Source organism: Azorhizophilus paspali, assembly GCF_043587585.2.
In the GTDB taxonomy this organism is placed as follows: Bacteria; Pseudomonadota; Gammaproteobacteria; order Pseudomonadales; family Pseudomonadaceae; genus Azotobacter; species Azotobacter paspali.
In genome coordinates this window covers 59,283-83,750 of record NZ_CP171449.1, presented here as the reverse complement: position 1 = coordinate 83,750, position 24,468 = coordinate 59,283, and the positions used below count along the sequence as shown (strand labels likewise).

Annotated in this window: 29 protein-coding genes; 18 read left to right on the top strand and 11 right to left on the bottom strand. The window is 62.9% G+C overall.

The window, feature by feature from the left end:
• From ACGI6K_RS00445 to ACGI6K_RS00435, 3 genes are all read right to left on the bottom strand, one after another.
• Nucleotides 1-765: a HesA/MoeB/ThiF family protein gene (locus ACGI6K_RS00445; RefSeq protein WP_394543250.1), complete on the bottom strand. Its 765-nt coding sequence runs from the start codon at nt 763-765 to the stop codon at nt 1-3.
• 81 nt (nt 766-846) lie between these two features.
• A complete protein-coding gene (moeB, locus tag ACGI6K_RS00440) occupies nt 847-1,980 on the bottom strand; it encodes a molybdopterin-synthase adenylyltransferase MoeB (RefSeq protein WP_376942987.1) in 1,134 nt (377 codons plus the stop codon).
• A 541-nt stretch (nt 1,981-2,521) separates the two neighbouring features.
• Nucleotides 2,522-3,898, bottom strand: a complete 1,377-nt coding sequence (locus tag ACGI6K_RS00435; protein WP_376942985.1) for an MFS transporter — start codon at nt 3,896-3,898, stop codon at nt 2,522-2,524.
• Nucleotides 3,899-4,336: 438 nt separating this feature from the next.
• On the opposite strand from ACGI6K_RS00435, the gene nifH reads away from it, so the two are divergent.
• From nifH to ACGI6K_RS00375, 12 genes are all read left to right on the top strand, one after another.
• The gene (gene nifH / locus ACGI6K_RS00430) at nt 4,337-5,209 is read left to right on the top strand and encodes a nitrogenase iron protein (protein WP_012698955.1); all 873 of its coding nucleotides are present in this window, start codon (nt 4,337-4,339) and stop codon (nt 5,207-5,209) included.
• 117 nt (nt 5,210-5,326) lie between these two features.
• Nucleotides 5,327-5,524 (top strand): 4Fe-4S dicluster domain-containing protein, encoded by a 198-nt coding sequence (locus ACGI6K_RS00425; protein WP_012698954.1) that lies wholly within the window; start codon nt 5,327-5,329, stop codon nt 5,522-5,524.
• Between the two features lie 186 nt (nt 5,525-5,710).
• On the top strand, nt 5,711-6,241 hold the full coding sequence (locus ACGI6K_RS00420) for an AAA family ATPase (protein ID WP_376942982.1): 531 nt from the start codon (nt 5,711-5,713) through the stop codon (nt 6,239-6,241).
• A 274-nt stretch (nt 6,242-6,515) separates the two neighbouring features.
• Nucleotides 6,516-7,940, top strand: coding sequence for a nitrogenase vanadium-iron protein, alpha chain (gene vnfD, locus ACGI6K_RS00415; protein ID WP_376942980.1), 1,425 nt, complete (start codon nt 6,516-6,518; stop codon nt 7,938-7,940).
• The gene (gene vnfG, locus ACGI6K_RS00410; RefSeq protein WP_012698949.1) at nt 7,940-8,281 is read left to right on the top strand and encodes a V-containing nitrogenase subunit delta; all 342 of its coding nucleotides are present in this window, start codon (nt 7,940-7,942) and stop codon (nt 8,279-8,281) included. The genes vnfD and vnfG overlap by 1 nt, the downstream gene beginning before the upstream one ends.
• A gap of 55 nt (nt 8,282-8,336) precedes the next feature.
• Entirely contained in the window at nt 8,337-9,764 is a 1,428-nt protein-coding gene (gene vnfK / locus ACGI6K_RS00405; protein WP_376942977.1) for a V-containing nitrogenase subunit beta, read from the top strand.
• A gap of 244 nt (nt 9,765-10,008) precedes the next feature.
• The gene (locus ACGI6K_RS00400; protein WP_376942975.1) at nt 10,009-10,914 is read left to right on the top strand and encodes a hypothetical protein; all 906 of its coding nucleotides are present in this window, start codon (nt 10,009-10,011) and stop codon (nt 10,912-10,914) included.
• Nucleotides 10,915-10,976: 62 nt separating this feature from the next.
• The gene (locus tag ACGI6K_RS00395; RefSeq protein WP_376942973.1) at nt 10,977-11,462 is read left to right on the top strand and encodes a NifB/NifX family molybdenum-iron cluster-binding protein; all 486 of its coding nucleotides are present in this window, start codon (nt 10,977-10,979) and stop codon (nt 11,460-11,462) included.
• The gene (locus ACGI6K_RS00390) at nt 11,459-12,304 is read left to right on the top strand and encodes a phosphonate ABC transporter ATP-binding protein (RefSeq protein ID WP_376942971.1); all 846 of its coding nucleotides are present in this window, start codon (nt 11,459-11,461) and stop codon (nt 12,302-12,304) included. The genes ACGI6K_RS00395 and ACGI6K_RS00390 overlap by 4 nt, the downstream gene beginning before the upstream one ends.
• Nucleotides 12,305-12,320: 16 nt before the next feature.
• Nucleotides 12,321-13,211, top strand: a complete 891-nt coding sequence (gene phnD, locus ACGI6K_RS00385; RefSeq protein ID WP_376942969.1) for a phosphate/phosphite/phosphonate ABC transporter substrate-binding protein — start codon at nt 12,321-12,323, stop codon at nt 13,209-13,211.
• Nucleotides 13,208-14,023, top strand: a complete 816-nt coding sequence (phnE, locus tag ACGI6K_RS00380; protein ID WP_376942967.1) for a phosphonate ABC transporter, permease protein PhnE — start codon at nt 13,208-13,210, stop codon at nt 14,021-14,023. Before phnD ends, phnE begins: the two co-directional genes overlap by 4 nt.
• A 13-nt stretch (nt 14,024-14,036) precedes the next feature.
• The gene (locus ACGI6K_RS00375; RefSeq protein WP_376942965.1) at nt 14,037-14,234 is read left to right on the top strand and encodes a Nif11-like leader peptide family natural product precursor; all 198 of its coding nucleotides are present in this window, start codon (nt 14,037-14,039) and stop codon (nt 14,232-14,234) included.
• Between the two features lie 378 nt (nt 14,235-14,612).
• Here the strand turns inward: ACGI6K_RS00375 and ACGI6K_RS00370 are convergent, their stop codons facing one another.
• The 4 genes from ACGI6K_RS00370 to ACGI6K_RS00355 all read right to left on the bottom strand — a co-directional run bounded on the left by ACGI6K_RS00370 (nt 14,613) and on the right by ACGI6K_RS00355 (nt 16,664).
• Nucleotides 14,613-14,903 carry an XRE family transcriptional regulator gene (locus tag ACGI6K_RS00370; RefSeq protein ID WP_376942963.1) on the bottom strand — a complete coding sequence of 97 codons (291 nt, stop codon included), beginning with the start codon at nt 14,901-14,903 and terminating at the stop codon, nt 14,613-14,615.
• A 35-nt stretch (nt 14,904-14,938) separates the two neighbouring features.
• Nucleotides 14,939-15,148: a hypothetical protein gene (locus tag ACGI6K_RS00365; RefSeq protein WP_376942961.1), complete on the bottom strand. Its 210-nt coding sequence runs from the start codon at nt 15,146-15,148 to the stop codon at nt 14,939-14,941.
• A gap of 153 nt (nt 15,149-15,301) precedes the next feature.
• Nucleotides 15,302-16,248 (bottom strand): IS630 family transposase gene (locus tag ACGI6K_RS00360; protein WP_394543243.1). Its coding sequence is split into 2 segments (ribosomal slippage): nt 15,302-15,903 and nt 15,903-16,248, totalling 948 coding nucleotides; the frame shifts between segments, so codons are not numbered across the junction.
• A 272-nt stretch (nt 16,249-16,520) separates the two neighbouring features.
• Complete coding sequence (locus ACGI6K_RS00355; protein ID WP_377969329.1) at nt 16,521-16,664, bottom strand: transposase; 144 nt, start codon at nt 16,662-16,664, stop codon at nt 16,521-16,523.
• Nucleotides 16,665-16,683: 19 nt separating this feature from the next.
• Between ACGI6K_RS00355 and ACGI6K_RS00350 the strand changes: the two genes are divergently transcribed.
• The 5 genes from ACGI6K_RS00350 (at nt 16,684) to ACGI6K_RS00330 (ending at nt 19,503) form a co-directional block, all read left to right on the top strand.
• Entirely contained in the window at nt 16,684-17,025 is a 342-nt protein-coding gene (locus ACGI6K_RS00350; protein ID WP_376949174.1) for a hypothetical protein, read from the top strand.
• Nucleotides 17,026-17,319: 294 nt separating this feature from the next.
• Nucleotides 17,320-17,616 (top strand): transposase, encoded by a 297-nt coding sequence (locus ACGI6K_RS00345; protein ID WP_376949176.1) that lies wholly within the window; start codon nt 17,320-17,322, stop codon nt 17,614-17,616.
• A 472-nt stretch (nt 17,617-18,088) separates the two neighbouring features.
• Entirely contained in the window at nt 18,089-18,655 is a 567-nt protein-coding gene (locus ACGI6K_RS00340; protein ID WP_377968940.1) for an AAA family ATPase, read from the top strand.
• A 117-nt stretch (nt 18,656-18,772) separates the two neighbouring features.
• On the top strand, nt 18,773-19,195 hold the full coding sequence (locus tag ACGI6K_RS00335; RefSeq protein ID WP_376948374.1) for a nucleotidyltransferase substrate binding protein: 423 nt from the start codon (nt 18,773-18,775) through the stop codon (nt 19,193-19,195).
• Nucleotides 19,192-19,503 (top strand): nucleotidyltransferase family protein, encoded by a 312-nt coding sequence (locus ACGI6K_RS00330; RefSeq protein ID WP_376948376.1) that lies wholly within the window; start codon nt 19,192-19,194, stop codon nt 19,501-19,503. The genes ACGI6K_RS00335 and ACGI6K_RS00330 overlap by 4 nt, the downstream gene beginning before the upstream one ends.
• 447 nt (nt 19,504-19,950) lie before the next feature.
• Here the strand turns inward: ACGI6K_RS00330 and ACGI6K_RS00325 are convergent, their stop codons facing one another.
• Together ACGI6K_RS00325 and ACGI6K_RS00320 are read right to left on the bottom strand one after the other, a co-directional pair.
• Nucleotides 19,951-20,454, bottom strand: coding sequence for a hypothetical protein (locus tag ACGI6K_RS00325; RefSeq protein WP_376948379.1), 504 nt, complete (start codon nt 20,452-20,454; stop codon nt 19,951-19,953).
• A gap of 319 nt (nt 20,455-20,773) precedes the next feature.
• Entirely contained in the window at nt 20,774-21,145 is a 372-nt protein-coding gene (locus ACGI6K_RS00320) for a transposase (protein ID WP_376948381.1), read from the bottom strand.
• Between ACGI6K_RS00320 and ACGI6K_RS00315 the strand changes: the two genes are divergently transcribed.
• Complete coding sequence (locus ACGI6K_RS00315) at nt 21,132-21,692, top strand: AAA family ATPase (RefSeq protein ID WP_377968939.1); 561 nt, start codon at nt 21,132-21,134, stop codon at nt 21,690-21,692. The genes ACGI6K_RS00320 and ACGI6K_RS00315 overlap by 14 nt on opposite strands.
• Nucleotides 21,693-21,982: 290 nt before the next feature.
• On the opposite strand, the gene aroD is transcribed toward ACGI6K_RS00315, so the two are convergent.
• Nucleotides 21,983-22,876 carry a type I 3-dehydroquinate dehydratase gene (gene aroD, locus ACGI6K_RS00310; protein ID WP_376948383.1) on the bottom strand — a complete coding sequence of 298 codons (894 nt, stop codon included), beginning with the start codon at nt 22,874-22,876 and terminating at the stop codon, nt 21,983-21,985.
• A 44-nt stretch (nt 22,877-22,920) separates the two neighbouring features.
• Complete coding sequence (locus tag ACGI6K_RS00305) at nt 22,921-24,414, bottom strand: right-handed parallel beta-helix repeat-containing protein (RefSeq protein ID WP_376948385.1); 1,494 nt, start codon at nt 24,412-24,414, stop codon at nt 22,921-22,923.
• Nucleotides 24,415-24,468: the final 54 nt, after the last annotated feature.

Sequence of the window (24,468 nt, the reverse complement as noted above, 5' to 3'; positions counted from 1 at the left end):
TCAGTGGCTTCTGCTCGCCCCGCAGGCGGGGCAATCCTTCACGCGCTCGATCTCGAGATAGCGTGTCGTGTTCGATTCGAGATCGAAGAACCAGAGTATGTTCTTGAGCGGCTGGCCAAAGCCGGTCAGCACCTTGATCGCCTCCATGGCGATGGTCGCTCCGACGATCACCGGACCGGGGCCAATCGCCGGGAACACCTTCATGTCCGTCCAGTACTCGGGCTTTTCCGGGAACACGCAGCGCAGGCAGGCGCTTTCGCCGGGAATGAAGGTGCTCGCATAATTTTCCATGCCGAACATCGCACCCATGCACAGGGGCTTTCCCTGCCGCATGGCTTCGTCGTTCATCAGGTAGCGCTCCTCGAACAGCGGCGCGCCATCCACCACCAGGTCGGCCTGGGAAACGAAATCGGCGACGTTTTCCTCGTTGATGTATTCGTTCACCGTGACGATCTCGACGTCCGCATCGATCTGCCCGAGCTTTTCCGCCCAGACCTGCGCGCAGGGCCTGTCCAGGTCATCGGGCGTGATCAGTTGCCAGCGGTTGAGGTATTCCGGGACCACCTTGCCGCCGTGCGCCAGGATCAGGCGCCCCACCCCGGCACGCACCAGGTTCATCGCCGCGGTACCGCCCACGCCGCCCACCCGGGAAACCAGAACGGTGGCGCCCCTGAGGCGCAACTGGCCTTCCTCGCCAAAGCCCTCGATCCGCAACTGCCTGGAGTAACGTTCCCTATCGAACTCGCTAAGCGCCTTAATCTGCATGAGATTCCTTCGGTTCTATCGAAAACCAGCAATGAAGCCTTCCCCATCGACGATGGCGAAGGGGAAACGCACGACAAGCCGTCAATAAAGGGGCAACGTCCCGTCGACTTCCGCAATCCAGGCCCGCAGGCCGCCCCGCAGGTTCCAGACCCTGTGGAAGCCTTGCCTTTCGAGGATCTCCAGGGCCTTGCGGCCACGCGCGCCCATCAGGCAGTAGACGATGATGTCCTTCGCGGGGTCCAAATCCCTGCAACGCGCGGCCAACTCGCCCAGGGGCACATGCACGGCCCCCGCGATCCGGCAGATGTCCCATTCGTGCGGCTCCCGTACATCCAGCAGGAGCACATCCCCGGAGCGCCCAAGCCGGACTGCCGCCTCGCCGGCGGCAATCTCCGCGCGGGTCCCGCCGCCCGGCGCGAGCGCGCCGCAGAAGACCTGGTAATCCTGTAGCCCGGTGATGCTGGGCGAAGTGCCGCACAGGGGGCAGTCGGGGTCCTTCTCGATCCGCAGTTCGCTGGTCCGCATGCCCAGGGCATCGAACATCAGCAGTCGCCCGACGAGGGGATCGCCGATTCCCAGAATCCGCTTGATGACCTCGGTCGCCTGAACGACCCCCAGGAGTCCCGGTAGCACGCCCAATACCCCGCCTTCGGCGCAACCGGGTATTTCGCCAGGCGGCGGCGGTTCGGGATACAGGCATCGATAGCAGGGCCCCTCCTTCGCGTAAAAAACCGAAGCCTGCCCCTCGAACCTGAAGATGCTGGCATGGACATTGGGTTTTCCCAGCAACACGCATACATCGTTAATCAGATAGCGTGTGGAGAAGTTATCGGTACCGTCGGCGACGATGTCGTAGCGGGCACAAATGTCGAAGGCATTCTCCGCCGTGAGCATAGTTTCGTGCTCGACGATCTCGATATCCGGATTGAGGTTGCGAAGTTTCTCGGCGGCCGAAGTTATTTTCGGTTTGCCGATATCGGCGGTATGGTGGATGACCTGACGCTGCAGATTGCTGTAATCGACGACATCGTTGTCGACGAGCCCCAAGCGTCCGACGCCGGCAGCGGCCAGGTACAGCGCCAGCGGGGAACCCAATCCGCCCGTGCCGACGCACAAAACCTTCGCCTTCTTCAGCCTCGACTGCCCTTCCAGGCCCACTTCGGGCAATAGCAGATGCCGGCTGTATCTATTGATTTCCCGCTTTGAAAGATCCATTGGGCCTATCCTTGCAGCGATCAGACTACTTCCTGTCCTTATAGATTTTATCGTAACAAACTCAACCAAATAATCTAAGACAAAGCAATGCTCATCGGGGTCTTCGCTCCTGACGTCAAAGCGCTATACAAATAAATACACATAAATGCTTCTTCGATCCCTATGGAAAAACTTTCTTTAATAGCGAGCTATTTCATGACAATTACTTTTTTTATAGAGCGACATATAGATTGAAAATATGCCCCACGTAGTTCTGATGAAACACGGAATCGATGCCGTTCGATCGGTCGCACGCCCCATCTACAACCGCCGAAGCCCGTGGATGGCCGTTCGCAACGGCACGAACCAGTGATGCCTGTCATAAAACCGTAAAAAATATTTATTGCACGTTATTTCCATGGCAAGTCATGCCCATCCGGCATGGGCGCAGGCATGCCGGGCCGCGCGCGGCCCTGGGCTTGTCCACCTGGAAATCACGGCGAAGCGACGAAAAAGGCCCGCCGGATGCCATCCGGCGGGCCCTCGGCATTACGGGCGAGGCTCAGGTGGCGTCGGCGTGGCTGACCAGGCCCTTGATCAGGATCGCCGCGGTGGCGATGCCGGCCGGCAGCAGCAGGGCGCTGAGCACGTCCTCGAAGGTCCAGCCGAGACCGAGCAGGGTCGCGCCGATCCAGGCGCCGAGGATGGCGCCGAAACGGCCGATGCCGAGCATCCAGGACACGCCGGTGGCGCGGCCGTGGGTCGGGTAGAAGCGCGCCGCCAGGGACGGCATGGCCGACTGCGCGCCGTTGACGCTCATCCCGGCCAGCAGCACCAGGGTCGCCAGCAGGGCGGTCTGGCCCAGGCTCTGGCCGACCGCGAAGGTGAAGAGGCCGGCCATCAGATAGAACAGACCGATCACCTTGTGCGGGTTCATGCGGTCCATGGCCCAGCCCACCGCCACCGCGCTGAGCACGCCGCCGAACTGGAACAGCGCGCCGACGAAGGCGGCCCGCTCCATGCTCACGCCGCTGTCGCGCAGCAGCGTGGGCAGCCAGCTGGTCAGCAGATAGACGATCACCAGGCCCATGAAATAGGTGAGCCAGAGCAGCAGGGTGCCGACGCGGAAGGTGCCGCCGAAGATCACCGCGAAGACGCCGCCGGCCTTCTCCGTGCGCTGTTCGGGGATGCTGAAGCCCCTGGCCTGCGCCGCTTCCTCGCCGATCGGCTGCAGCACCCGGCGGACACGCCCGACGTCGTGGCCGCGCGCCACCAGGTAGCGGGCCGACTCGGGCAGCCAGAACAGCAGCACCAGCGCCAGGAGCAGCGGCAGCACGCCACCGACCAGCAGCAGGCTGTGCCAGCCATAGGCCGGGATCATCCAGGCGGAGACGAAGCCGCCGGCCGCCATGCCCAGGTTGAAGCCGCAGAACATGCTGGTCACCAGCAGCGACTTGTGGCGCACCGGGGTGTATTCCGACAGCAGCGTGGTGGCATTGGGCATGGCCGCGCCGAGTCCCAGACCGGTGAGAAAGCGCAGCACCACCAGTTCGCCGACGTTATCGCTGTAGGCCGACGCCAGGCTGAACAGGCCGAACAGCAGCGCCGAACCGACCAGCACGCCCTTGCGACCGAAGCGGTCGGCCAGCGGACCGGAGCAGAGCGCGCCGAACACCATGCCGATCAGCGCGGCGCTCATCACCGGGCCGAGGCTGGCGCGGTCGATGCCCCAGTCCTGGAGCAGCGCCGGGGCGATGAAGCCCATGGCGGCGGTATCCAGACCGTCGAGGAAGACGATCAGGAAACACAGCAGAACGATGCGCCACTGGTAGAGGCCGAGCGGCCGGGAATCGATGAAGGCCTGTACGTCGAGGGTTTCCGGAACCGGGGCGCGGCCGGATGCGGCAGCCTCGCCGGGAAGCGCAAGGGGAGTGCTCATGGGATCTCTCTTGTCGTTGTTGTCGGAGGTAGAACGCCTCCGAAAGCTACGACCGCCCCTGCCCAGTCAACAAGCCGATAATCGCCTTTCGGTTCGATCAGCGAACGATTCCTCCCGGCTATTCCTCGTACCATCCAGCCCCTCGCCTCTCCACCGATCGGCCGTCCGGCGCCGTCGAGCCCCCCAGTACCATGCGGAACGGATCGCTTCCCGGCTGTACCTGCGGGTACGTCGACGGAACGCACAGCATCCTGGCCTGGATTTATGGAGTCCAATAAACCTGCAAAAATGGAAATAATTCACTAATTAAATATATTTTTTTGATTTTATATTCCAAAAAACAGGAAATCATCGACTTATCGATCCTTGTGGCACCGCCCTTGCTCAACTCTCGTCGGCACAAATCAAAACGCCAACGAATCAACGGAGGTTCCTAAGATGGCATTGCGTCAGTGCGCAATTTACGGCAAGGGTGGCATCGGCAAGTCCACCACCACCCAGAACCTGGTCGCCGCCCTCGCCGAAGCCGGCAAGAAAGTGATGATCGTCGGTTGTGACCCGAAAGCCGACTCCACCCGCCTGATCCTGCACTCCAAGGCCCAGGGCACCGTCATGGAAATGGCCGCGTCCGCCGGCTCGGTCGAAGACCTGGAGCTGGAAGACGTGCTGCAGATCGGCTTCGGCGGCGTCAAGTGCGTCGAATCCGGTGGCCCGGAGCCGGGCGTCGGCTGCGCCGGCCGTGGCGTGATCACCGCGATCAACTTCCTGGAAGAAGAAGGCGCCTACAGCGACGACCTGGACTTCGTGTTCTATGACGTGCTGGGCGACGTGGTGTGCGGCGGCTTCGCCATGCCGATCCGCGAGAACAAGGCCCAGGAAATCTACATCGTCTGCTCCGGCGAGATGATGGCCATGTACGCCGCCAACAACATCGCCAAGGGCATCGTGAAATACGCCCACTCCGGCAGCGTGCGTCTGGGCGGCCTGATCTGCAACAGCCGCAAGACCGACCGCGAAGACGAGCTGATCATGGCCCTGGCCGCGAAGATCGGCACCCAGATGATCCACTTCGTGCCGCGCGACAACGTCGTGCAACACGCCGAAATCCGCCGCATGACCGTGATCGAATACGATCCGAAGGCCGGACAGGCCGACGAGTACCGTGCCCTGGCTCGCAAAATCGTCGACAACAAGCTGCTGGTCATCCCGAACCCGGCCTCCATGGAAGAACTCGAAGAGCTGCTGATGGAATTCGGCATCATGGAAGTCGAAGACGAGTCCGTCGTCGGTAAGGCCGCCGCCGAAGGCTGATTCACCCGGCACAGCGTTTGCGGAGGAGCGTGCGCCGCGGGCTTTCGGAATGGCTTCTCGCGGCCGGCGGCACACGCCGCCCTCCCTTCGAACAACCCGACCTCAGGAGCTGACACCATGGCCATGGCCATCGACGGCTACGAATGCACTGTCTGCGGCGACTGCGAGCCGGTCTGCCCGACCGGTTCGATCGTCTTCAGGGACGATCACTACGCGATCGAGGCCGACAGTTGCAACGAATGCACCGACGTGGGCGAGCCGCGCTGTCTCGGCGTCTGCCCCGTCGACTTCTGCATCCAGCCGCTCGATGACTGAACACTGAACGACTCCGCACCCCGTTGCCGGCGGTAGGACATTCCGCGCCGTCCTGCCGCCGGACCCAGAACGGCGATCGCTTTTCCTCAGGGGCGATCGCCGTTTTACTTTTCCCCGCTCCGCTAGCGCCCGCGGACAACAGCCGTCCGTATCCGCACCGTTCGCCGTCCTCGACCGGCCACGATCGTGGCACAGCCCGCCAAGCTACAGCCCGCCCCACAAGCTGACCATCGGCATCCAGACCTTCGCCAAGATCCGCGAAGACTTCTTACGTCGACAAGACCGGCTTCGCCCGGCGACCGATCGAACGGGACACACTACTTCCTCTCCCGGCCACGCCGCTCCGGCAAGAGCCCGTCCCCCGATACCCAGGCCAAACCGTTCGCCGGCAACGAACCTTCGTTCCCCAGGCTGCAGATGCATGACCGATGGGACTGGCGCCGGCGCCATCCGGCATTGCGGATCGGCTTCGGCGGCGCGCCGATCCGGGACGGCGGGCAAGCTCGCCGAGCCGCTGGTCCCAAAGCCACGCCCGCCTCCACGTCCCGGCGCGGAAGTGGCGATCCCCAGCCGCACGTCCCCATGGTTTCCGGGCCTGGAACCGTCCCTCGGACCTCCCGCACGGACGCCCGGAAGCCACCGCCCCGACGGCCACGCACAGCCACGTACAGACCCCCCGCTCTCCGTACTTGGCCGAACGAAAAACCTTTTACGTAACCCGCCGGCCGTCCGCCCGGTTGTCCCGAACAGGGGAAAAAAGCCCGGAAAAGGCTTGCCCCGGCGCTTTTCCAAAACCTCGAGAATGCGCACAAATTATTGATTCAAAAGCATTAATCGGAGACAGCGGCGATGCCGCGAAAAATTCCTGCAAGCGCTGCAAGGACATATGGCACGCATCCTGCCCTTACCTCTTCGCCAACCGGTTTTTCCGGTCCCGGTCGAGTGCCGTCAGGGGACTCGATCCACGCATAGAGCCGAGGAGACTTCAATCATGCCAATGGTATTGCTGGAATGTGACAAGGACATACCCGAGCGCCAGAAACACATCTATCTGAAGGCGCCCAACGAGGACACCCGCGAGTTCCTGCCGATCGCCAACGCGGCGACCATCCCCGGCACCCTGTCCGAACGCGGCTGCGCCTTCTGCGGCGCCAAGCTGGTGATCGGCGGTGTGCTCAAAGACACCATCCAGATGATTCACGGCCCGCTCGGCTGTGCCTACGACACCTGGCACACCAAGCGCTACCCGACCGACAACGGCCACTTCAACATGAAGTACGTCTGGTCGACCGACATGAAGGAAAGCCATGTGGTCTTCGGCGGCGAGAAACGCCTCGAGAAGAGCATGCACGAAGCCTTCGACGAGATGCCCGACATCAAGCGGATGATCGTCTACACGACCTGTCCGACCGCGCTGATCGGCGACGACATCAAGGCCGTGGCCAAGAAGGTGATGAAAGACCGTCCGGACGTGGACGTCTTCACCGTCGAATGCCCCGGCTTCTCCGGTGTGTCCCAGTCCAAGGGCCACCACGTCCTGAACATCGGCTGGATCAACGAGAAAGTCGAGACGATGGAGAAGGAAATCACCAGCGAATACACCATGAACTTCATCGGTGACTTCAATATTCAAGGTGATACCCAACTGCTGCAAACCTACTGGGACCGCCTGGGCATCCAGGTCGTCGCCCACTTCACCGGCAACGGCACCTACGACGACCTGCGCTGCATGCACCAGGCCCAGCTCAACGTGGTGAACTGCGCCCGTTCCTCCGGCTACATCGCCAACGAGCTGAAGAAGCGCTACGGCATCCCGCGTCTGGACATCGACTCCTGGGGCTTCAACTACATGGCCGAGGGCATCCGCAAGATCTGCGCCTTCTTCGGCATCGAGGAGAAGGGCGAGGAGCTGATCGCCGAGGAATACGCCAAGTGGAAGCCGAAGCTCGACTGGTACAAGGAGCGTCTGCAAGGCAAGAAAATGGCGATCTGGACCGGCGGCCCGCGCCTGTGGCACTGGACCAAGTCGGTCGAGGACGACCTGGGCGTGCAAGTGGTGGCCATGTCCTCCAAGTTCGGCCATGAGGAAGACTTCGAGAAGGTCATCGCCCGCGGCAAGGAAGGCACCTACTACATCGACGACGGCAACGAGCTGGAATTCTTCGAGATCATCGACCTGGTCAAGCCGGACGTGATCTTCACCGGCCCGCGCGTCGGCGAACTGGTCAAGAAGCTGCACATCCCCTACGTCAACGGCCACGGCTACCACAACGGCCCGTACATGGGCTTCGAAGGCTTCATCAACCTGGCCCGCGACATGTACAACGCCGTGCACAACCCGCTGCGCCACCTGGCCGCCGTGGATATCCGCGACAAGTCGCAGACCACCCCGGTCATCGTGCGGGGGGCCGCCTGATGAGCCAGTCCCATCTCGACGATCTGTTCGCCTATGTCGAGGAGCGCTGCCTGTGGCAGTTCTTCTCGCGCACCTGGGACCGCGAGGAAAACATCGAGGGCGTGCTCAATCAGGTCGGCCGCCTGCTGACCGGCCAGGAGCCGCTGCGCGGCACCCCGCAGGAGCGCCTGTTCTACGCCGACGCCCTGGCCATGGCCAACGATGTCCGCGAGCGTTTCCCCTGGGCTTCGCAGGTCAACAAGGAAGAGATCGAGTTCCTGCTCGACGGTCTCAAGTCCCGTCTGGTCGACGTGACCATCACCCGCTCGACCAACCGCGAACTCAACCACCACCTCTACTGAGTCATCGGCGCGGAGACGGCCTGAACGCCGTCTCCGCGCGCGAAGGAGCCATTTCATGAGCAATTGCGAACTGACCGTGCTGAAGCCGGCAGAAGTCAAGCTGAGCCCGCGTGACCGCGAGGGCATCATCAACCCGATGTACGACTGCCAGCCGGCCGGCGCCCAGTACGCCGGCATCGGTATCAAGGACTGCATCCCGCTGGTCCACGGCGGCCAGGGCTGCACGATGTTCGTCCGCCTGCTGTTCGCCCAGCACTTCAAGGAAAACTTCGACGTCGCCTCCACCTCGCTGCACGAGGAGTCGGCGGTGTTCGGCGGCGCCAAGCGCGTCGAGGAAGGCGTGCTGGTCCTCGCCCGCCGCTACCCGAACCTGCGCGTCATCCCGATCATCACCACCTGCTCCACCGAAGTCATCGGCGACGACATCGAGGGCAGCATCCGGGTCTGCAACCGGGCACTCGAAGCCGAATTCCCGGATCGCAAGATCTACCTGGCGCCGGTACACACCCCGAGCTTCAAGGGCAGCCATGTCACCGGCTACGCCGAGTGCGTGAAGTCGGTGTTCAAGACCATCACCGACGCGCACGGCAAGGGCCAGCCGAGCGGCAAGCTCAACGTGTTCCCGGGCTGGGTCAACCCCGGCGACGTGGTGCTGCTCAAGCACTACTTCAAGGAAATGGACGTCGAAGCCAACATCTACATGGACACCGAGGACTTCGACTCGCCGATGCTGCCGAACAAGAGCATCGAGACCCACGGCCGCACCACCGTCGAGGACATCGCCGACAGCGCCAACGCCCTGGCCACCCTGTCCCTGGCCCGCTACGAGGGCAACACCACCGGCGAGCTGCTGCAGAAGACCTTCGCGGTGCCGAATGCCCTGGTCAACACCCCCTACGGCATCAAGAACACCGACGACATGCTGCGCAAGATCGCCGAAGTCACCGGCAAGGAGATCCCCGAGTCGCTGGTCCGCGAGCGCGGCATCGCCCTCGACGCCCTGGCCGACTTGGCGCACATGTTCTTCGCCAACAAGAAAGTGGCGATCTTCGGCCACCCGGACCTGGTGCTCGGCCTGGCCCAGTTCTGCATGGAAGTCGAGCTGGAACCCGTATTGCTGCTGATCGGCGACGACCAGGGCAACAAGTACAAGAAGGACCCGCGCATCGAGGAGCTGAAGAACACCGCGCACTTCGACATCGAGATCGTCCACAACGCCGACCTCTGGGAACTGGAGAAGCGTATCAACGCCGGCCTCCAGCTCGACCTGATCATGGGTCACTCGAAAGGCCGTTACGTCGCCATCGAGGCCAACATCCCGATGGTCCGCGTCGGCTTCCCGACCTTCGACCGCGCCGGTCTCTACCGCAAGCCCTCGATCGGCTACCAGGGCGCCATGGAACTGGGCGAGACGATCGCCAACGCCATGTTCGCCCACATGGAATACACCCGTAACAAGGAGTGGATCCTCAATACGTGGTGAGTTGAGGCGCCGGAGCGGTTTCCGCGTACGCCGGCTGTCGAGCCGACCGAGATGACGGCATGCACGGATCGCCCCTCTCCCCACCGGGGAGAGGGAGTCGCGAGCCGTCGCGCCCGAAGTCGTCCCGACAGCAGGTCGACGCACCGGAAAACCGCTCCCGCCCCCAGCGGCTCCCGGCTCCGGCCGGGGCCTTTGCCGCGTATTCCAGATCCGGCCGCCATGCCGCATTCCCGGGAGTGATGCCATGAAACAGCGACAGGAAATGCTCGCCCACTACCGCGCCTGCTTCGGCGAGCTGTGCGCCCGACCGGAACACCGTCCCATCGAACCCTACACCCGCCCCCGGCGCCTGAGCTTCGCGGAGCCGGAAAGCTCAACCGCCCGTCAAGTGCCGGCGCGCTTGATACTGGCCCTGACCAGCGCCTACGCCCTGCTCGCCGACTGGCAGGAATCCCGCGACCCATCGCTAGCCGGCCTGGGCAGTTGGCAACGCTACCTCGCCCTGCCGCGCCGCACCCCAGCGGAAAAGCTGATGGCCGAGATTTTCCGCATCCTGCGCGTGTTCCGCGCCGCGGCGATCCAGCAGAACGGCGCCATCGAAATCCGCGACGACGGCCTGATCCGCGCCAGTTGCACCTACAACCGCTGCGCGCTGAGCCTGCTGATCACCCAGACCGGCCTCGAACTGCTCACCGCCTGCGTCGCCTGCTACCTCGAATCCTTCGACCAGCCCTACAGCGACGCCTATGAGGAACTGCTGCTCGGCCAGTACTACGCCGACATCGTCGCCGAGATCCGCTCCTTCGCCGACGACGACCGAGTGCTATTCCAGTTCCGCCAGAAGACCTGGTTCAACCGCCATGTCCGCCTGGACTGCGACAACCCGCGCCTGCAGCTCGAAGAGGACAGCCACTACCGCATCGATCTGGGCAAGTACGGCGAGAACGCCGCCCGCCATCCGATCGACTTCTACATCAGCCTCGACGACCGCCTCTACATAGTGCCGGTCGAGGCCTTGAAAGCCGGGCGCATCGCCGTCGCCGAACTGCCCCGCTGGCTGGCACGCACCGACGGCGGAACCAGGTTGCCGGACGCCTTCCGCTTGCGCTTCGCCCACGAAAAGAACGTCGTCGGCCTGCCGATGACCTGAATCCCGCGCGCCGGGCCGCGCCCGGCGCCCAGCCTGAGCCCACCCGACGCGAGGAAACGGACATGAACGAGATCGGCCATCTGAAGATCGCCATCACCAGCAACGACCTGTTGCAGGTCGACGCCAATTTCGCCACCGCCAAGCAGATCGTCATCTACGACGTCACCTACGACGAGGCCAGTTTCCTCGACGTCATCCAGTTCAAGGGCGGCGGCAAGAGTGGCGGCGAGGGCAAGCGCGGCCCCGGCGGCGGCGCCGGCTGCTCCATGGGCGACCCGACCGGCGGCGCCTCGGTCGACCAGATCCAGTTGCGCGTCGACGCCATGCAAGGCTGTGCCGTGCTCTTCACCCTCGCTCTCAGCGACTTCGCCGCGGTCAAGGTGAAGAACGCCGGGGTTTTCCCGGTGAAGATGCAGCACAGCCGCGAGATCGACGAAGTGGTCGCGCACCTGCAGCGGATGATGGGCAGCAACCCGCCGCTATGGCTGCGCAAGGCGCTGGGCTACGGCGTGCGCAACCCCGATTACCTGATCGAGCGCGAGGCATGATGGGCAGCTACCAACTGCCCCTCGATCCCGCCCAGCTCGGCGCGCGCGCGAGGCGCAGTGCACCGGCGGCGGCCGAAGACGGCGCGCCGGTACTGCTGCGGCTCGACCGCGTGTCGATCGAGCGCGGCGGCAAGCCCATTCTCGACGGCATCGACCTCGAGATCAGGCGTGGCAGCATCACCGCCATCGTCGGCCCCTCGGGCATCGGCAAAAGCAGCCTGTTGGCCACGCTCAACGGCCTGCTGCGCCCCGCATCCGGCACCTTGAGCGTGGATGGCATCGGTCCTTTGCGGACCCCGGCTAGCCTGCTCGCCCACCGCCGCGGCAGCGCCACGGTATTCCAGGAACATGCGCTGATCGGCCGTCTGTCGGCGCTGGACAACGTATTGCTCGGCCTCGCCGACCGCCGCCACCCGCTGTCGCCATTGCCCTGGCCACGGGCGATGCGCGAGGAGGCCCTTGCCGCCCTCGCCGAGGTCGGCCTGCTCGGCAAGGCCCTCGACCCGGTCGCCCGGCTCAGCGGTGGCGAGCGCCAGCGCGTCGGCATCGCCCGCGCCCTGGTGCGCAAGCCAAGGCTGCTGCTGGCCGACGAGCCCTTCGCCTCGGTCGACCCGGCCCTCGCCGAACGCCTGGCCGGCGAATTCCTCCGTCTGGCGCGCGAGCACGCGCTGACCCTGGTCATCGTTCTGCACCAGCTCGACCTGGCCCGCCGGCTGGCCGAGCGCATCGTCGGCCTGGGCGATGGCCGCATCGTCTTCGACGGTAGTCCCGAGCGCTTCGACGCCGCAGCCCAGAAACGCCTGTTCCCTTTGCATTCCGCCCCGGAATCCACACCTCCCTAGCGAAAGGAAAAGCTTCATGACCCGACTGTTCAAGCATCTGCGCCCGTTGCTCGCCGTACTGTTCCTGCCGGTCGCCCTCGCTGCCCACGCCGACGATTCGGCCATGCCGAAGAAGCTCACCGTCGGCCTGTTGCCGGGTGAATCCGCGCCCACCGTGATGCGCCTTAACGAACCGCTGCGCGCGCATCTGGAAAAGACCCTCGGCATCCCCGTCGAACTGACCGTCGGTGCCAACTACGCGGCAACCAGCGAAGCGCTGCGTTTTGGTCGCATCGATATCGCTTATCTCGGGCCGATCACCTACATCCTGCAAAGCCGCAAGGTCCAGCTCGAACCCTTCGCCCGACCGACCCACGCCCAGGTCGGCCCGACTTTCCAGGCGGTACTGATCGTCCCGGCCGACAGTCCGGCGCGCAGCCTCGAGGACCTGCGCGGCAAGGAAGTCGCTTTCGGCGACCCGGCCTCTACCTCGGGCACCTGGGTACCGCGCTACATGTTGGCCGAAGCCGGCCTGGTCTCCGGACGCGACTACACCCTGCGCGTGCTCGGCGCCCACGACGCGGTCGCCCTCGCCGTCGCCAGCAAGAAGGTCGCCGCCGGCGGCCTGTCCAAGCCGATCTACGAACGCCTGTTGAAGGAAGGCAAGATCAAGGCGGAAAGCGTGCGCATCCTCGAAGACTCTCCGGCGATCCCCGAATACATGTGGACGTTCCGCTCCGGGCTAGCTCCCGAGGTGAAGGAAAAGATCCGCAAGGCCTTCATCAGCACCAGCGACCCGGCCGCGCTGGGCGTGTTCCGCGCCGAAGCCTTCATCCCCTGCGTCGACTCGGACGTGGATCGCGTGCGCAACTGGATCTCGGTCATCGAGAAGGACCACCCGGAAGACGCCGTGGTGAACACGAAATGAACATCCCCGCCCAGCAGCAAGCTGTACTGCGCATCGCCGCCCGACGCGCCTGGCTGTCCTGCCTGCTGCTGGCCGCCTGCCTCGGCGCCATCTTGCTGGCCGCCCGCTGGGCCGGCGCGCTCGATACCGAGCGCTACCGGGAAATACTGCCGACGCTCTGGACGCTTGGCCTCGATGCCTGGCCGCCGGACTTCCAGCGCCTGCCGAGCTGGGGCAAGCCGCTCATGGATACCCTGTCCATGAGCGTCGCCGGCACCGCCGGCGGCATCCTGGCCGCCCTGCCGCTCGGCGCCCTGGCCGCGCGCAACCTGGCCCCGGCGCCAGTACGCCAGTCGGTGATGCTGCTGCTCAACAGCATCCGCTCGATCCCCAGCCTGCTGTGGGGCATCCTGTTCGTCGCCGCGGTGGGTTTCGGTCCGCTGCCCGGCGTGCTGGCGCTGGCCTGCCACTCCACCGGCATGCTCGGCAAGTTCTTCGCCGAAATCTTCGAACATGTCGACCGCGCCCCGGTGGACGCGCTGCGCAGCCAGGGCGTCCCGGTGCTCGGCGTGCTGCGCTTCGGCGTGCTGCCGCAAGTGCTGCCACGGCTGGTCGACGTCGCCCTCTACCGCTGGGAACACAACATCCGCGCCGCCACCACCCTGGGCGCGATCGGCGCCGGCGGCCTGGGGCTGGAAATCATCACCGCCTTCCACCTTTTCGAATACCGCGAGGCCCTGGCCCTGATCGCTGTCCTGCTGGTCCTGGTCAGCCTCGTCAACCTGCTCGGCGCGCAGATCCGCCGCCGTTTCCTCGACTCCACCACTGCTTAAGGAGGCATTTCCGATGAGTGTCGAATCCGCCAAGGCCTACATCAACCGCATGCGCAGCGACGAAGTGTTCAAGAACCTGGTCAACGAAGGCGCGGAAGACGAAGAAGCGAGCTGGGCGCTGCTCAAGGAGCACGGCTTCGAGTTCAACATGAACGAGTTCCGCCAGGCCCAGGACGAGATCTACGCCGAATACGGCATCAATCCCCTGTGACTGCTCCCCGCCCTGACGGGCGCATATATTTAGGGTCTGTTGCCGTTTCGCCGCGACCGCGCCGGAGCCGGTTTTTGCGCGGGGTTAGGCACGAGACGCGAAGTCCGGTCGTTTAGATGAGCCGTCGAGTAACGACACACCGCGCAAAAACCGGCCCGGCCCTTCGGGTTGCGCCGGAAATGGCTGCCGCTGTCGTTGCGGGACTTGGCAAGGGAATGACCATTGCCTGCGATCTTTAAGGATGGAGTGAATGCCGCGAGCCCGCCGGGAGCGGGCGCGGCCTGACCAGGAGCCATTTCTCGCGGCAACGCGGCTTGCGCCGAAACGGCAACGGGCCCTAGTGGAGTAGATAAAAAATCTTTGGTTTGTTTGTGTGGGTTAAGTACGGGGAGCCTCAAGGTTCCCGACATTCAGATTAGCCCCCTGTTCACGCATGCAGTCGAACACGCGCTCAAGCTGGTCTGGCGGCAACGTCAGCAAAGCCGCCATGTAGAAGTGCATGTGCTGGCCCATCACGCGAGGGGTTTGCGTGCCCGTGTACTTGCGCCACTGTCCGCCCTGGGCGAGGCCGGCAAGGCGCGCCATCTGCTCGCTGGTAAAGCCGAGTTGGTCTTTCAGGCGCGAGAGGTCGGCCGGGGTCGGTGGTGCGTAATGATCGATGCATTTCATGAAATGAAAGGCCCCGCTTTCGCGGGGCCTGTCCTTTAGCTGATCCAGCGGCTAAGCGCGAGGGTGATGGCGGCGACCGAGCCGACCAGGGCGCTGGCGATTGCTAGCGGATACCAGAAGGTTTCGCGGGTCAGTTTCGAGGCCTCGGCATTCAGCTTGGCGTTTTCGGCATTCAGTTTGCTGGTTGTGTCCATTAGCTTGGCGATTTCGTCGGTGATGCGGTCGTGGGTCAGTTCATCGTTCATTGTGGTCATCCTTTCGGGTTTCGGGTCGCGCCCAGTGCGCTTCCCATGGCTTGTGTCTTGTACCTTTTGGGTGCGGAGCGCAAGCAAAATTTGCGACTTTGCGACTTTTACCGAAATGCGCAAAAAGCCCCGTACTTCTAGAGCATTTTTACCTTATCCCGATTCATATCCGGCTGCCTCGAAGTAGTGTCTGCAGTCCTGCGCCGAGAACTGCGCAATCGCCTCGCCAATGCTCTGCCACAGCTGCGGCACGGTCCGCGCCGCCGCCTTTCGCAGCAGCGCCTTGAGCTTGGAGAATGCCCTTTCGATCGGGTTCAGGTCGGGGCTATAGGGAGGCAGGTAGCGCAGTGTGGCTCCTGCGCCTTCAATGGCCTGGCGTACCCCCGCCACCTTGTGGGCCGGCAGGTTGTCCATCACCACGATAGCGCCGGGCGTCAGCTCGGGAACCAGAACCTGCTCGACATAGGCCAGGAAGGCCGGGCCGTTCATGGCGCCGTCGAGCACCAGCGGAGCAGTTAGCCCATCCACGCGCAGGCCGGCGGTAAAGGTCGTGGTTTTCCAGTGACCGTAAGGGACCGCGGCCAGGCAGCGCTCGCCGCGAGGGGCCCAGCCTCGTAGGCGGGCCAGGTTGGTCGCGGCGGCGGTTTCGTCGACGACGATCAGCTTGCGCCAGTCGAAGCCGGGTTGTTCCTCGAGCCACTCCTGTCGCGCTGCCTGGACGTCCGGCCGCTGCTGCTCGGCCGCAGGCGCGGTCTTTTTTTGAACGTCATGCCGTGCCGGTCGAGAAACGTCCATACCGTCGCCAGGCTGACCCGAATACCGCGCTCCCGCTCGAGGGTTGCGGCGAGCTCGGCCAGCGTCAGGTCGGGGGTTTGCTCGAGCAGGCCGAGCAGGTAGTGCGCATGGGGATCGAGTCGCAAGCCCCGGGGCTTGCCCTGTCGGCGGGCGACGAGTTCCCCGCCTTCCCGAAAGCGCCGTACCCAGACGATCGCCGTCGCCGTGCCGATGTCGAATCGCTCGGCAGCCTGCCGAGCCGACAGCCCGCCCATGGCCGCGTCGACGACGCGTCGGCGAAGATCGGCACTGTATGCTCGAGCCATTCTGGTCTCCTTGTCTGAGCGGGAGAGGAGGCCCGAAATGACCAGGAAGAGCAACCCCTGTATGTCGAATTCGTGTTTTCAAAAAATGCTCTAGTGCGGGGATGGATAGCGTGGGAGGCGAAGCCTCCCTATAGGGCACCTCTAAAAACTACCTGCGTGGTCATCGCTGCGTTAAAAACAGGCTCAAAATGCTCATTTACAGCGCGTAAACTCCGCTTTTTCGCCTATTTTTGCCTTGCGCTGACTGCCTCGCCTACGTTTTTAGAGGTGCCCTATAGCGGCCTCGTCTGCCGCTCGATGTATTGCTTGACTACTGCAAGAGGAGCGCCGTCGACGCTGCCGGCAAAATAGCTGGGGTTCCACAAGGCATTGCTCCAGTATGCCGGTGCGACCGGTTCAGGGTGTAGCTGCTTCATTCGGCGGCAGGGCAATCGCATGAAGCGCTCGCTCGATACCGGACTGGAAAGGTTGTGTGCTTGGTCGTTCCGGCGTGGTCTTCAGATCCAGTGCATTGGCTGCTTGCCGAGTGATCGGATACCTTCTGTTTCGGCCCCCCGGCAAGCAGCCATGCCAAGGCTCACACAACCGTTCCAGCCCAGTATCGGGCAGGCATTTCATGCGATTGCCCTGCATTCGGCGGCTGGATGCGCCCTCGATGCCGCCGAGCAACTGGCCGAACCGAAAATCGGCGAGCGCGCCTATCGGGCGCAGGTCGACGCGCTGCACCGGGAACTGGCTGCTCGGCTCAAGAAGGCGCTGGCCGGCTTGGCGGCCTAGCCGTTCGTCAGGGTGCGCTGGGCTGCCGCGCGACCCTTCGAAAGCGGCTTTGATCCGGCGTTTACGCCACTGCATGTCGGGGGGTACAAAGCCGCTACGTTTGTCGTTGCTGCGATTGCAGCGATCCCCGAGCACTTGCTGTGCTGGACCGTTTCCCTGGCGGTCATCTTGGACCCCGCTTCGGCGGGGTTTCTATTTGGCTCTTCATGGATTCCAGACAGTTCAGGACATCCCGTTTGACTGGGACCGGGCCGGCTAAGCTACGTGCTCTGGTGAGGCCCCGAGTGTCAGCCGATGATCCACCTTCAGAACCGGCTGGACGATACCCAATGCTACGAGGCGGTGCGCGCGCAGCGCTGGCCCGAGGGGATACGCTGCCCGTACTGCGGCGCGGCCCCGATCACCAGGCAAGGTCGCGCCCCGACCCAGCCGGCACGGCAGAAGTATCGCTGCACCGTCTGTGGGCGCTACTTCGATCACCTGATCGCCGGCGGGATCGGCATCGTGGTCAGGGTGATCGGCGCGGATGTGGCCGGCGGGCTGTATGCGCGGTGGCTGGCGAAGCGGGCGGGGTTGGATGAGCAGCCCTGATCGGCGCGCCACGGCCGCCTCGCGGAGCCATGGCTAGCGCTGGCAAGTGGCGCGGGAAGATCATCCGCGCCGGCATCCCTGCTGCTCGATGTGCGGCACCCGACTCCAGCCTCGGTCGTCGACCGCAAGCGGCCGCCCCGGCTGGCCGAAACCAAAGCGAGCGGCGACCCGGCCCGGATCGCCGAGGCCTGGCGGTCGTTCTGGTCGCAAAATAATCAACAGCTCTGTCGGCGAGTTCTACAAGTACAAGCGTGACGCGCCTAGGACCGACGAACCGGCCGCACGCGCCGAAAACTACCCCGGGCTGAGCAACAGCCTCCCCTGCGACTCTGGCCTTGCGCCGACCGGAGTCCCTGCCGGTCGGCGCTTTTTTCGTGTACCCATGTGCGCCTCCAGGTTCCCGATACGCCGCCCCCTGCTCGCGTCCGAACGCTTATGCTGAGGAAAGAAGGAACCACCGACAGGAGTCCCCATGGCCCGCTTCATCGTCATCGAATCCCTGGACGGCGTCGGCAAGACGACCCTGGTCCACAACTTGGCCGCCGCGCTCGGCGGGATCGCCATGAGCATGCCCAGCCCGGCGGTCAAGCCGCTGCGCGAGCAGATCCACAGCGTGCTGGGCGACGCCAAGCTCGCCCATGCCCTGTTCTACTTGGCCATCGCCACCGCCGAGGGCGCCAAGGCGCGGGCCGCGGCGGACGCCGGCCGGACCGTGGTTATGGACCGCTTCCTGGCCTCCACCCTCGCCTACGCAAAGGCCTGCGGCGTCGAGGCCGACTTCGACGCCCTGCTCCCGGCCCTGCCGCGCCCGGACGTCTCGGTGCTGCTCACCCTGAACGAGGCCGAACGCGTCCGCCGCCTGGGCGCCCGCGGGGAAATGAGCCTCGCCGACCGCCAGAGCCTGGACCCGGCGTTCCGGAGCGTGGTCATGGCGGAACTCAGGGCGCGGTGCGATTTGGAGGTGGATGTGACGGGGGCGGATGAGCATGAGGCGGTAAGACGGACGATCGAGGCGGTTGAGGCGTACCGGTCTAGCTGAGCCAAGAATCGGCAGCCTTGCCGAACTGCTGTACCCTGCATACAGTCCGTCCGGCGTTACGCGCACGACGCAGCCGGCAAAACATTCTTCCTCTGCATCCGCTCTTGGTTCTCCGCAATGAACAGTCCCGATATCCGCTGGCAGCAGCGGCTAAGCAACTTCCGCAAAGCCCTGCTGCAACTCGACGAAGCCATAGAACTGATGAGCCAGCGGCCTCTGTCGAAACTGGAGAAGCAGGGCGTCATCCAAGGCTTCGAGTACAGCTACGAACTCGGCTGGAATACCCTCAAGGATTTCCTGGTCTGGCAAGGGATCGAGGGAATCATCGGTTCGCGCGACACCATCCGCGAAGCCTTCAGTACAGGACTGATCGCCGACGGGCAAGGCTGGATGCAGATGCTGACCGACCGTAACCGCACCTCGCACACCTACAACGAAGAAACCGCCGAGGCGATCCTGCTCAACATCCGGCAGCAGCATCATCCGCTGCTCAAGGCGCTGGAGCACGTGCTTTCCAGCCGGGTGGAGCCGAACGCATGACGCCCGAGGAAATCGGCCTTCCGCCGCAGGTCGTCGAGTCCATCCGCCAAGTGTTCGGCCGCTTTCCGGGCATCGAGCAGGCGGTGCTCTACGGCTCCCGCGCTAAGGGCAACTACCGCCCCGGCTCGGATATCGACCTGACCCTCAAGGGCGACCTGAGCTATCGGGATCTGCTGGATATCGAATTGGCGCTGGACGACCTGCTGCTACCCTGGAAGATCGACCTGTCGCTGTTTTCGCAGATCGACAATCCGGCGCTGGTCGAGCATATCGAGCGGATTGGGAGGGTTTTATACATGAAGACTTGAAATCACTCCCCGCCGTGTCGGTGAGGAGTACAAACCTCATTCAGAGGTGGGGCGAGGTTGAAAATAAATCTGTCTTTTTTCTCTCTTTCCTTTATACATTGTGATACAGCATGATAAATTATCCCACTGATAAAGCAGCTAATTTTTAGCTTCCTCCATTGAGCGATGCCCGGGGATTAGTATTTTATATTTATTGTCGGATATTTCCGCCCTATATAGTGGAATATGTTTCCCTATATCTTTACTGGCTTTTTTTATGGCCAACTCCAGCTGCTTAAGCTCTCTATCGCCCATTCTACCACCTGCGATTACAGAGCATAAAAAATGCTCTCGTGAGTAAGGATAAAATCCAGGCCCTTCACTTGTGGTCAGAACTCTCTCCTCTTGCTCGTATTCCCAGCCTATGCTTTTAGTTAGAAAATAACCTTCAAGATCGAAGCCCTTCCCTCAAATATAAATCGATCTTTCCGTAGTGTATTTTACTGGCTGAGGAATTACCCTCTCGATCAAATGCGGTGGCGCATCCGTTGAAATCCCAAGCTCTACGACAAACCCTCTATGGTCAGAGGCGTAGTGTGACCACATCAAAATATTTGTCGCAACCCTACTCAGTGATAGAACTCCTAACCCAGAAACTAACCCTCTAACAAATTCCCCGGAATCTAGCCCTCTTTTAATATTCTGAATAAACCACCCTTTACGCTGCAGACGCTTTGCAGGGCTAAGCTTGAGCTGTTTTCCTGCCAACTTGATCAGATCAGGCCGTATTTTACAAATATTTTCAATTTCCGACCGATCGTAACTAGGCATGCAGTCAAAGGGGTCATTGAAATCCAAAGGGCATGTGAATTTTAGAGTTCCCTCCGTTATCATCTTTAGGCTCCCCTCCGTGAAAGGCAGGTACTTATACCTATAGAGGGTTAACTCTTTATACGCGCTATCAGGTTCCATTTCGTAAGTCCAAGCCATATTGCATATAAGATTATCAGCCCTGTAGGGCACTTCTAAAAACCGCCCTCCGAATCACGCTGAGCGATGAAATACGCTCGTGCTCGCAGCAGAGCTACCCGTCAGGCTCGACGCTCACACGGTAAAGGGCACCTCTAAAAACGTGGGCGAGGCAGTCAGCGCAAGGCAAAAACAGGCGAAAAAGCGGAGTTTACGCGCTGTAAATGAGCATTTTGAGCCTGTTTTTAACGCAGCGATGACCACGCCGGTAGTTTTTAGATGTGCCCTAAAGCGGCCCGAGGCAGCCCGGCCAGAGCCTGGATCAGGCCATTTCCAGCAGGCTGCTCATCCGTTTCAGGTTGTACACCGCCGATTTGAGCGTCAGACCAGACTCAGCCCGTGCCAGGCCGATGCTGCGCACGGCCTTGCCACCCATCCGGGCCAAGCTGGCAAAGACATATTCGACCCCAGCTCGGGGACTGGCCAGGCGTTTGTTTCGTGCCTTGTCCCGTTCACCGATCGGCTTGCCGGCCTGGCCCTTGCGCTGGATGGATGGCCTCCAGCCGATCAGGTGGAGCCAGCGCTCCCGGGGTCTGTCGTGATAGCCGCGATCCGCCCAGAAGTCCCGGCTGCTGTTGCTTCGGTCGAGCACATCCACCAGATGCAGGGTGTCAGCCTCGTTGGCATCACTCACCCTGGACGGCGTCGGCAAGACAACCCTGGTCCACAACTTGGCCGCCGCGCTCGGCGGGATCGCCATGAGCATGCCCGGCCCGGCGATAAAACCGCTACGCGAGCTGATCGAGGCCGCGCTGGGCAACGCCAAGCTCGCCCATGCCCTGTTCTACTTGGCCATCGCCGCCGCCGAGGGCGCCAAGGCGCGGGCCGCGGCGGACGCCGGCCGGACCGTAGTGATGGACCGCTTCCTGGCCTCCACCCTCGCCTACGCAAAGGCCTGCGGCGTCGAGGCCGACTTCGACGCCCTGCTCCCGGCCCTGCCGCGCCCGGACGTCTCGGTGCTGCTCACCCTGAACGAGGCCGAACGCGTCCGCCGCCTGGGCGCCCGCGGGGAAATGAGCCTCGCCGACCGCCAGAGCCTGGACCCGGCGTTCCGGAGCGTGGTCATGGCGGAACTCAGGGCGCGGTGCGATTTGGAGGTGGATGTGACGGGGGCGGATGAGCATGAGGCGGTAAGGCGGGCGATCGGGGCGGTTGGGGCGGTTGGGGCGGTTGGGATGTAAGGTCTATCAGACCCTTGGAAAATTCAGCTTCAACTTCCCCAACCCGCCAGATTTGATGTTTTTTTAACCGGTCGAATCTGGCGCCCCCCTCAAAATGCCTGATTTCAGAACTTTCTGACCGGCTCCCGCGCCGTTTCCACGTCTTTTGGCGTCTTCCGGGCGTAACTCGCCCTATGCGACTTGGCTATCTGGCCCCCACTGAATTTGCCAAGCGATATCGGGATTCAGTGAAGGCCGCTTGAAACGAGGCTGTCTGGTCTTGTCAGGACACCCCAAGATCCCTTGCAGGCTCAGCGGACCTTTACCGCTCCATGGATGGTGTCGAGCACCGAGCGCAGTTCCGTGACCTCGATCTGGCCGGGAGCGGAAGCTTGGCCAATCATGCCGAACGTCATGGCCTGGCCGAACACCTCGCCGGACAGGCGGGATACAGCACCGACCCCAGCCATCGACATTGTCAGCAAGGGGCGATCGGTATAGCGGCTGCGCATCTGCCAGGTGGCATCCAGCAGCTTGAGCACGTCGCCGGCATCATGGGGCATGACCGCAATCTTCAGGACGTCCGCCCCCAACTCCTGCTGGCGACGCAGACGGGCAACGATTTCCTCGGTCGCCGGCGTCTTCTCGAAATCATGGTTGGACATCACCACCGCAACGCCGGCCTTGTGGGCTTCGGCAACGATTTGTCCGACCACAGCCTCGTCACGGAACATTTCCACGTCGAGCATATCGGCGAAGCCGGCCTTGATGAGCGTCGAATACAGGTTCCCATAAGCCTCATCAGCGATGGCGGTGGCGCCACCTTCGGCCTTGGTGCGGAATGTCAGGATCATCGGCTTGCCGTTGAGCGCCTTGGCCACCTGCGGCCCCAGCTTGGCAAGCGCTTCGCCGTCGAGCGCGATATCCAGATAGTCAATCCGAAACTCGGCAATATCCACGTCCTTGTTGCTGCCGATGCGTTCGGCCTGGACAAGCACCTCGGCTGCCGTCTTACCCGTGGTGGGCACGATGACTTTGGGGATGCCTTCGCCGATGACGACATTTTTGAGCGTGATGCTATGCGCCGGTTTGCCGGCGGCAACCGCCTCGGCCTGCTCGGTCGTTGCGGTAGGCGCGATTCCTGCCATCAAGGCCTGGCTGACGATCAGGGCGGTTGTAGACAGAAGAAAAATGCGACGTTTCATGGATCCTTCCGAAAAGAATGAGCGGGTTGATGAGCAGGCGGGCTTTAGCGCAGCGACAGGGCTGCGCTCAACTCGGACGTGGCGCCGTCCGAGGTGGTGGCCGTCGCGGTGAGCGATTGCAACGAGTGGTCGGCGACCGGGAAGGTGAAGCGGGCCAGGCCCTGGGCATCGGTCGGTACATACAACGCGCCCAGGTATTCCTCGGCTTCGTTGCTGTTAGCCGCACGATTTCCGAATATTTCCAGACGGTAGTTGCCGTTCGCCTCGCCATGCAATTCCCCAACGAGCAGCCGCTGGCCTTCCGTGACCTCGATACCCGTCAGCAGCGGCGGTTGCTGGTTGCGGTTGGGCATCGGCTGGCAATCGTCGACGATTGCACCGGGCACGCAGATCTTGTGGCGCTTGCCCGGATTGGGATTGTCGCCTTTGCCGCGCGAACCGACGAAATCGGCATGCTCCAGCGCCGGTACGCCGAACACGATGGCTCCGGTCCGCTGCCCCGCTACACAGGAGCCACCGGCCTCGCAACGCCGGATATCCTGGCCGTTGTTCCAGATGCGGTTGGCGCTCAGGCGCGTGGTCGTGAGATTGGCTTCGGGCCGCAAGGCAATGCCGATACGGTTGCCGTAAATCAGGTTGCCGTCGGCAACGTTGCTATCGCCGCTCAGGTTGATGCCGATGGAGTTACCGGTGAACTCATTGGCACCGAGATAATTGCGTTTGCCCCAGTTGATCTGCAGGCCGTCCGAGTAGTTCTCGAAGCGGTTGCGCACCACCGTGTTGTCGTTGCCCCAGAGGATCTCGATACCTTGGGACGGTTCGGGGTTGAGCGGCGTGGAGAGAAACAGGTTGTCGGCGATCAGGTTGAAGGCGGCACCGCGCGTCAGCTCCAGCCCGTCGCCGTTATCGATCAACTGGTTGCGCAGCACCTTGTTGTTATTGGTGGTGGTCGAGGTGGGATTGCCCTGGCCATCGTCACCGGTGAGCATGATGCCGGCGCCACCCTTGTTGGCAACGATGCGGTTGTCCTGAATCAGGTTGTTACTGGCCCGGTTGATCAGGATGCCGATACAGAAGTTGCGCACCTCCAGACCGCTGATGCGCACCGAATGGGTATCCCGCAGGGTCAGGCCAGGCAAGGTGGAGGTGCGCACATTGGTGCCGAACTCGCCCGGATTGGCGCCTGGACAGGCCAGCGCACCGTCTCCCTTGATGTAGTCGAAGCCATCGATAGCGACGTATTCCCCGGTGCGCATCCAAACGCTGCTTTCCAGAACGACGGGCCCCAGGATCGGCGGCAATGGCGAAACGGGCCTGATCACGTAGGGGGCTTCGCCCACGGCTTGGATCTCGATGCGATAGTGGCCAGGCTCCTGGTTGCTGCGCTCGATCGCCCAGCGCAGGGTGCCTGCGCTGCCATCGTCGGCATATTTGTCCACGCGCAGGACTTCGAGCGGCTCTGGCGTAGTCGACTGCGCACTGGCAAGAGCCGGCAGCGCCACGAATAGGGTAGCGAGTAAAAAATGAGGGTTTCGCATACTACAACCTCTGATCCAATTGCTTCTCATGGCGTGTCGGCAGTCCTTGGTAGG

What these genes read in the sequence shown, in the direction of transcription:
- ACGI6K_RS00445 (WP_394543250.1), bottom strand. Translation starts at nt 765, where the DNA reads ATGCAGATTAAGGCGCTTAGCGAGTTCGATAGGGAACGTTACTCCAGG.
- phnE (WP_376942967.1), top strand. Translation starts at nt 13,208, where the DNA reads ATGAACATCCCCGCCCAGCAGCAAGCTGTACTGCGCATCGCCGCCCGA.
- ACGI6K_RS00350 (WP_376949174.1), top strand. Translation starts at nt 16,684, where the DNA reads ATGAAGCGCTCGCTCGATACCGGACTGGAAAGGTTGTGTGCTTGGTCG.
- ACGI6K_RS00370 (WP_376942963.1), bottom strand. Translation starts at nt 14,903, where the DNA reads ATGAAATGCATCGATCATTACGCACCACCGACCCCGGCCGACCTCTCG.
- ACGI6K_RS00365 (WP_376942961.1), bottom strand. Translation starts at nt 15,148, where the DNA reads ATGAACGATGAACTGACCCACGACCGCATCACCGACGAAATCGCCAAG.
- phnD (WP_376942969.1), top strand. Translation starts at nt 12,321, where the DNA reads ATGACCCGACTGTTCAAGCATCTGCGCCCGTTGCTCGCCGTACTGTTC.
- ACGI6K_RS00395 (WP_376942973.1), top strand. Translation starts at nt 10,977, where the DNA reads ATGAACGAGATCGGCCATCTGAAGATCGCCATCACCAGCAACGACCTG.
- moeB (WP_376942987.1), bottom strand. Translation starts at nt 1,980, where the DNA reads ATGGATCTTTCAAAGCGGGAAATCAATAGATACAGCCGGCATCTGCTA.
- ACGI6K_RS00335 (WP_376948374.1), top strand. Translation starts at nt 18,773, where the DNA reads ATGAACAGTCCCGATATCCGCTGGCAGCAGCGGCTAAGCAACTTCCGC.
- ACGI6K_RS00435 (WP_376942985.1), bottom strand. Translation starts at nt 3,898, where the DNA reads ATGAGCACTCCCCTTGCGCTTCCCGGCGAGGCTGCCGCATCCGGCCGC.
- ACGI6K_RS00390 (WP_376942971.1), top strand. Translation starts at nt 11,459, where the DNA reads ATGATGGGCAGCTACCAACTGCCCCTCGATCCCGCCCAGCTCGGCGCG.
- vnfG (WP_012698949.1), top strand. Translation starts at nt 7,940, where the DNA reads ATGAGCCAGTCCCATCTCGACGATCTGTTCGCCTATGTCGAGGAGCGC.
- ACGI6K_RS00325 (WP_376948379.1), bottom strand. Translation starts at nt 20,454, where the DNA reads ATGGAACCTGATAGCGCGTATAAAGAGTTAACCCTCTATAGGTATAAG.
- ACGI6K_RS00305 (WP_376948385.1), bottom strand. Translation starts at nt 24,414, where the DNA reads ATGCGAAACCCTCATTTTTTACTCGCTACCCTATTCGTGGCGCTGCCG.
- vnfD (WP_376942980.1), top strand. Translation starts at nt 6,516, where the DNA reads ATGCCAATGGTATTGCTGGAATGTGACAAGGACATACCCGAGCGCCAG.
- ACGI6K_RS00425 (WP_012698954.1), top strand. Translation starts at nt 5,327, where the DNA reads ATGGCCATGGCCATCGACGGCTACGAATGCACTGTCTGCGGCGACTGC.
- ACGI6K_RS00400 (WP_376942975.1), top strand. Translation starts at nt 10,009, where the DNA reads ATGAAACAGCGACAGGAAATGCTCGCCCACTACCGCGCCTGCTTCGGC.
- vnfK (WP_376942977.1), top strand. Translation starts at nt 8,337, where the DNA reads ATGAGCAATTGCGAACTGACCGTGCTGAAGCCGGCAGAAGTCAAGCTG.
- ACGI6K_RS00330 (WP_376948376.1), top strand. Translation starts at nt 19,192, where the DNA reads ATGACGCCCGAGGAAATCGGCCTTCCGCCGCAGGTCGTCGAGTCCATC.
- ACGI6K_RS00375 (WP_376942965.1), top strand. Translation starts at nt 14,037, where the DNA reads ATGAGTGTCGAATCCGCCAAGGCCTACATCAACCGCATGCGCAGCGAC.
- nifH (WP_012698955.1), top strand. Translation starts at nt 4,337, where the DNA reads ATGGCATTGCGTCAGTGCGCAATTTACGGCAAGGGTGGCATCGGCAAG.
- ACGI6K_RS00345 (WP_376949176.1), top strand. Translation starts at nt 17,320, where the DNA reads ATGATCCACCTTCAGAACCGGCTGGACGATACCCAATGCTACGAGGCG.
- ACGI6K_RS00355 (WP_377969329.1), bottom strand. Translation starts at nt 16,664, where the DNA reads ATGAAGCAGCTACACCCTGAACCGGTCGCACCGGCATACTGGAGCAAT.
- aroD (WP_376948383.1), bottom strand. Translation starts at nt 22,876, where the DNA reads ATGAAACGTCGCATTTTTCTTCTGTCTACAACCGCCCTGATCGTCAGC.
- ACGI6K_RS00340 (WP_377968940.1), top strand. Translation starts at nt 18,089, where the DNA reads ATGGCCCGCTTCATCGTCATCGAATCCCTGGACGGCGTCGGCAAGACG.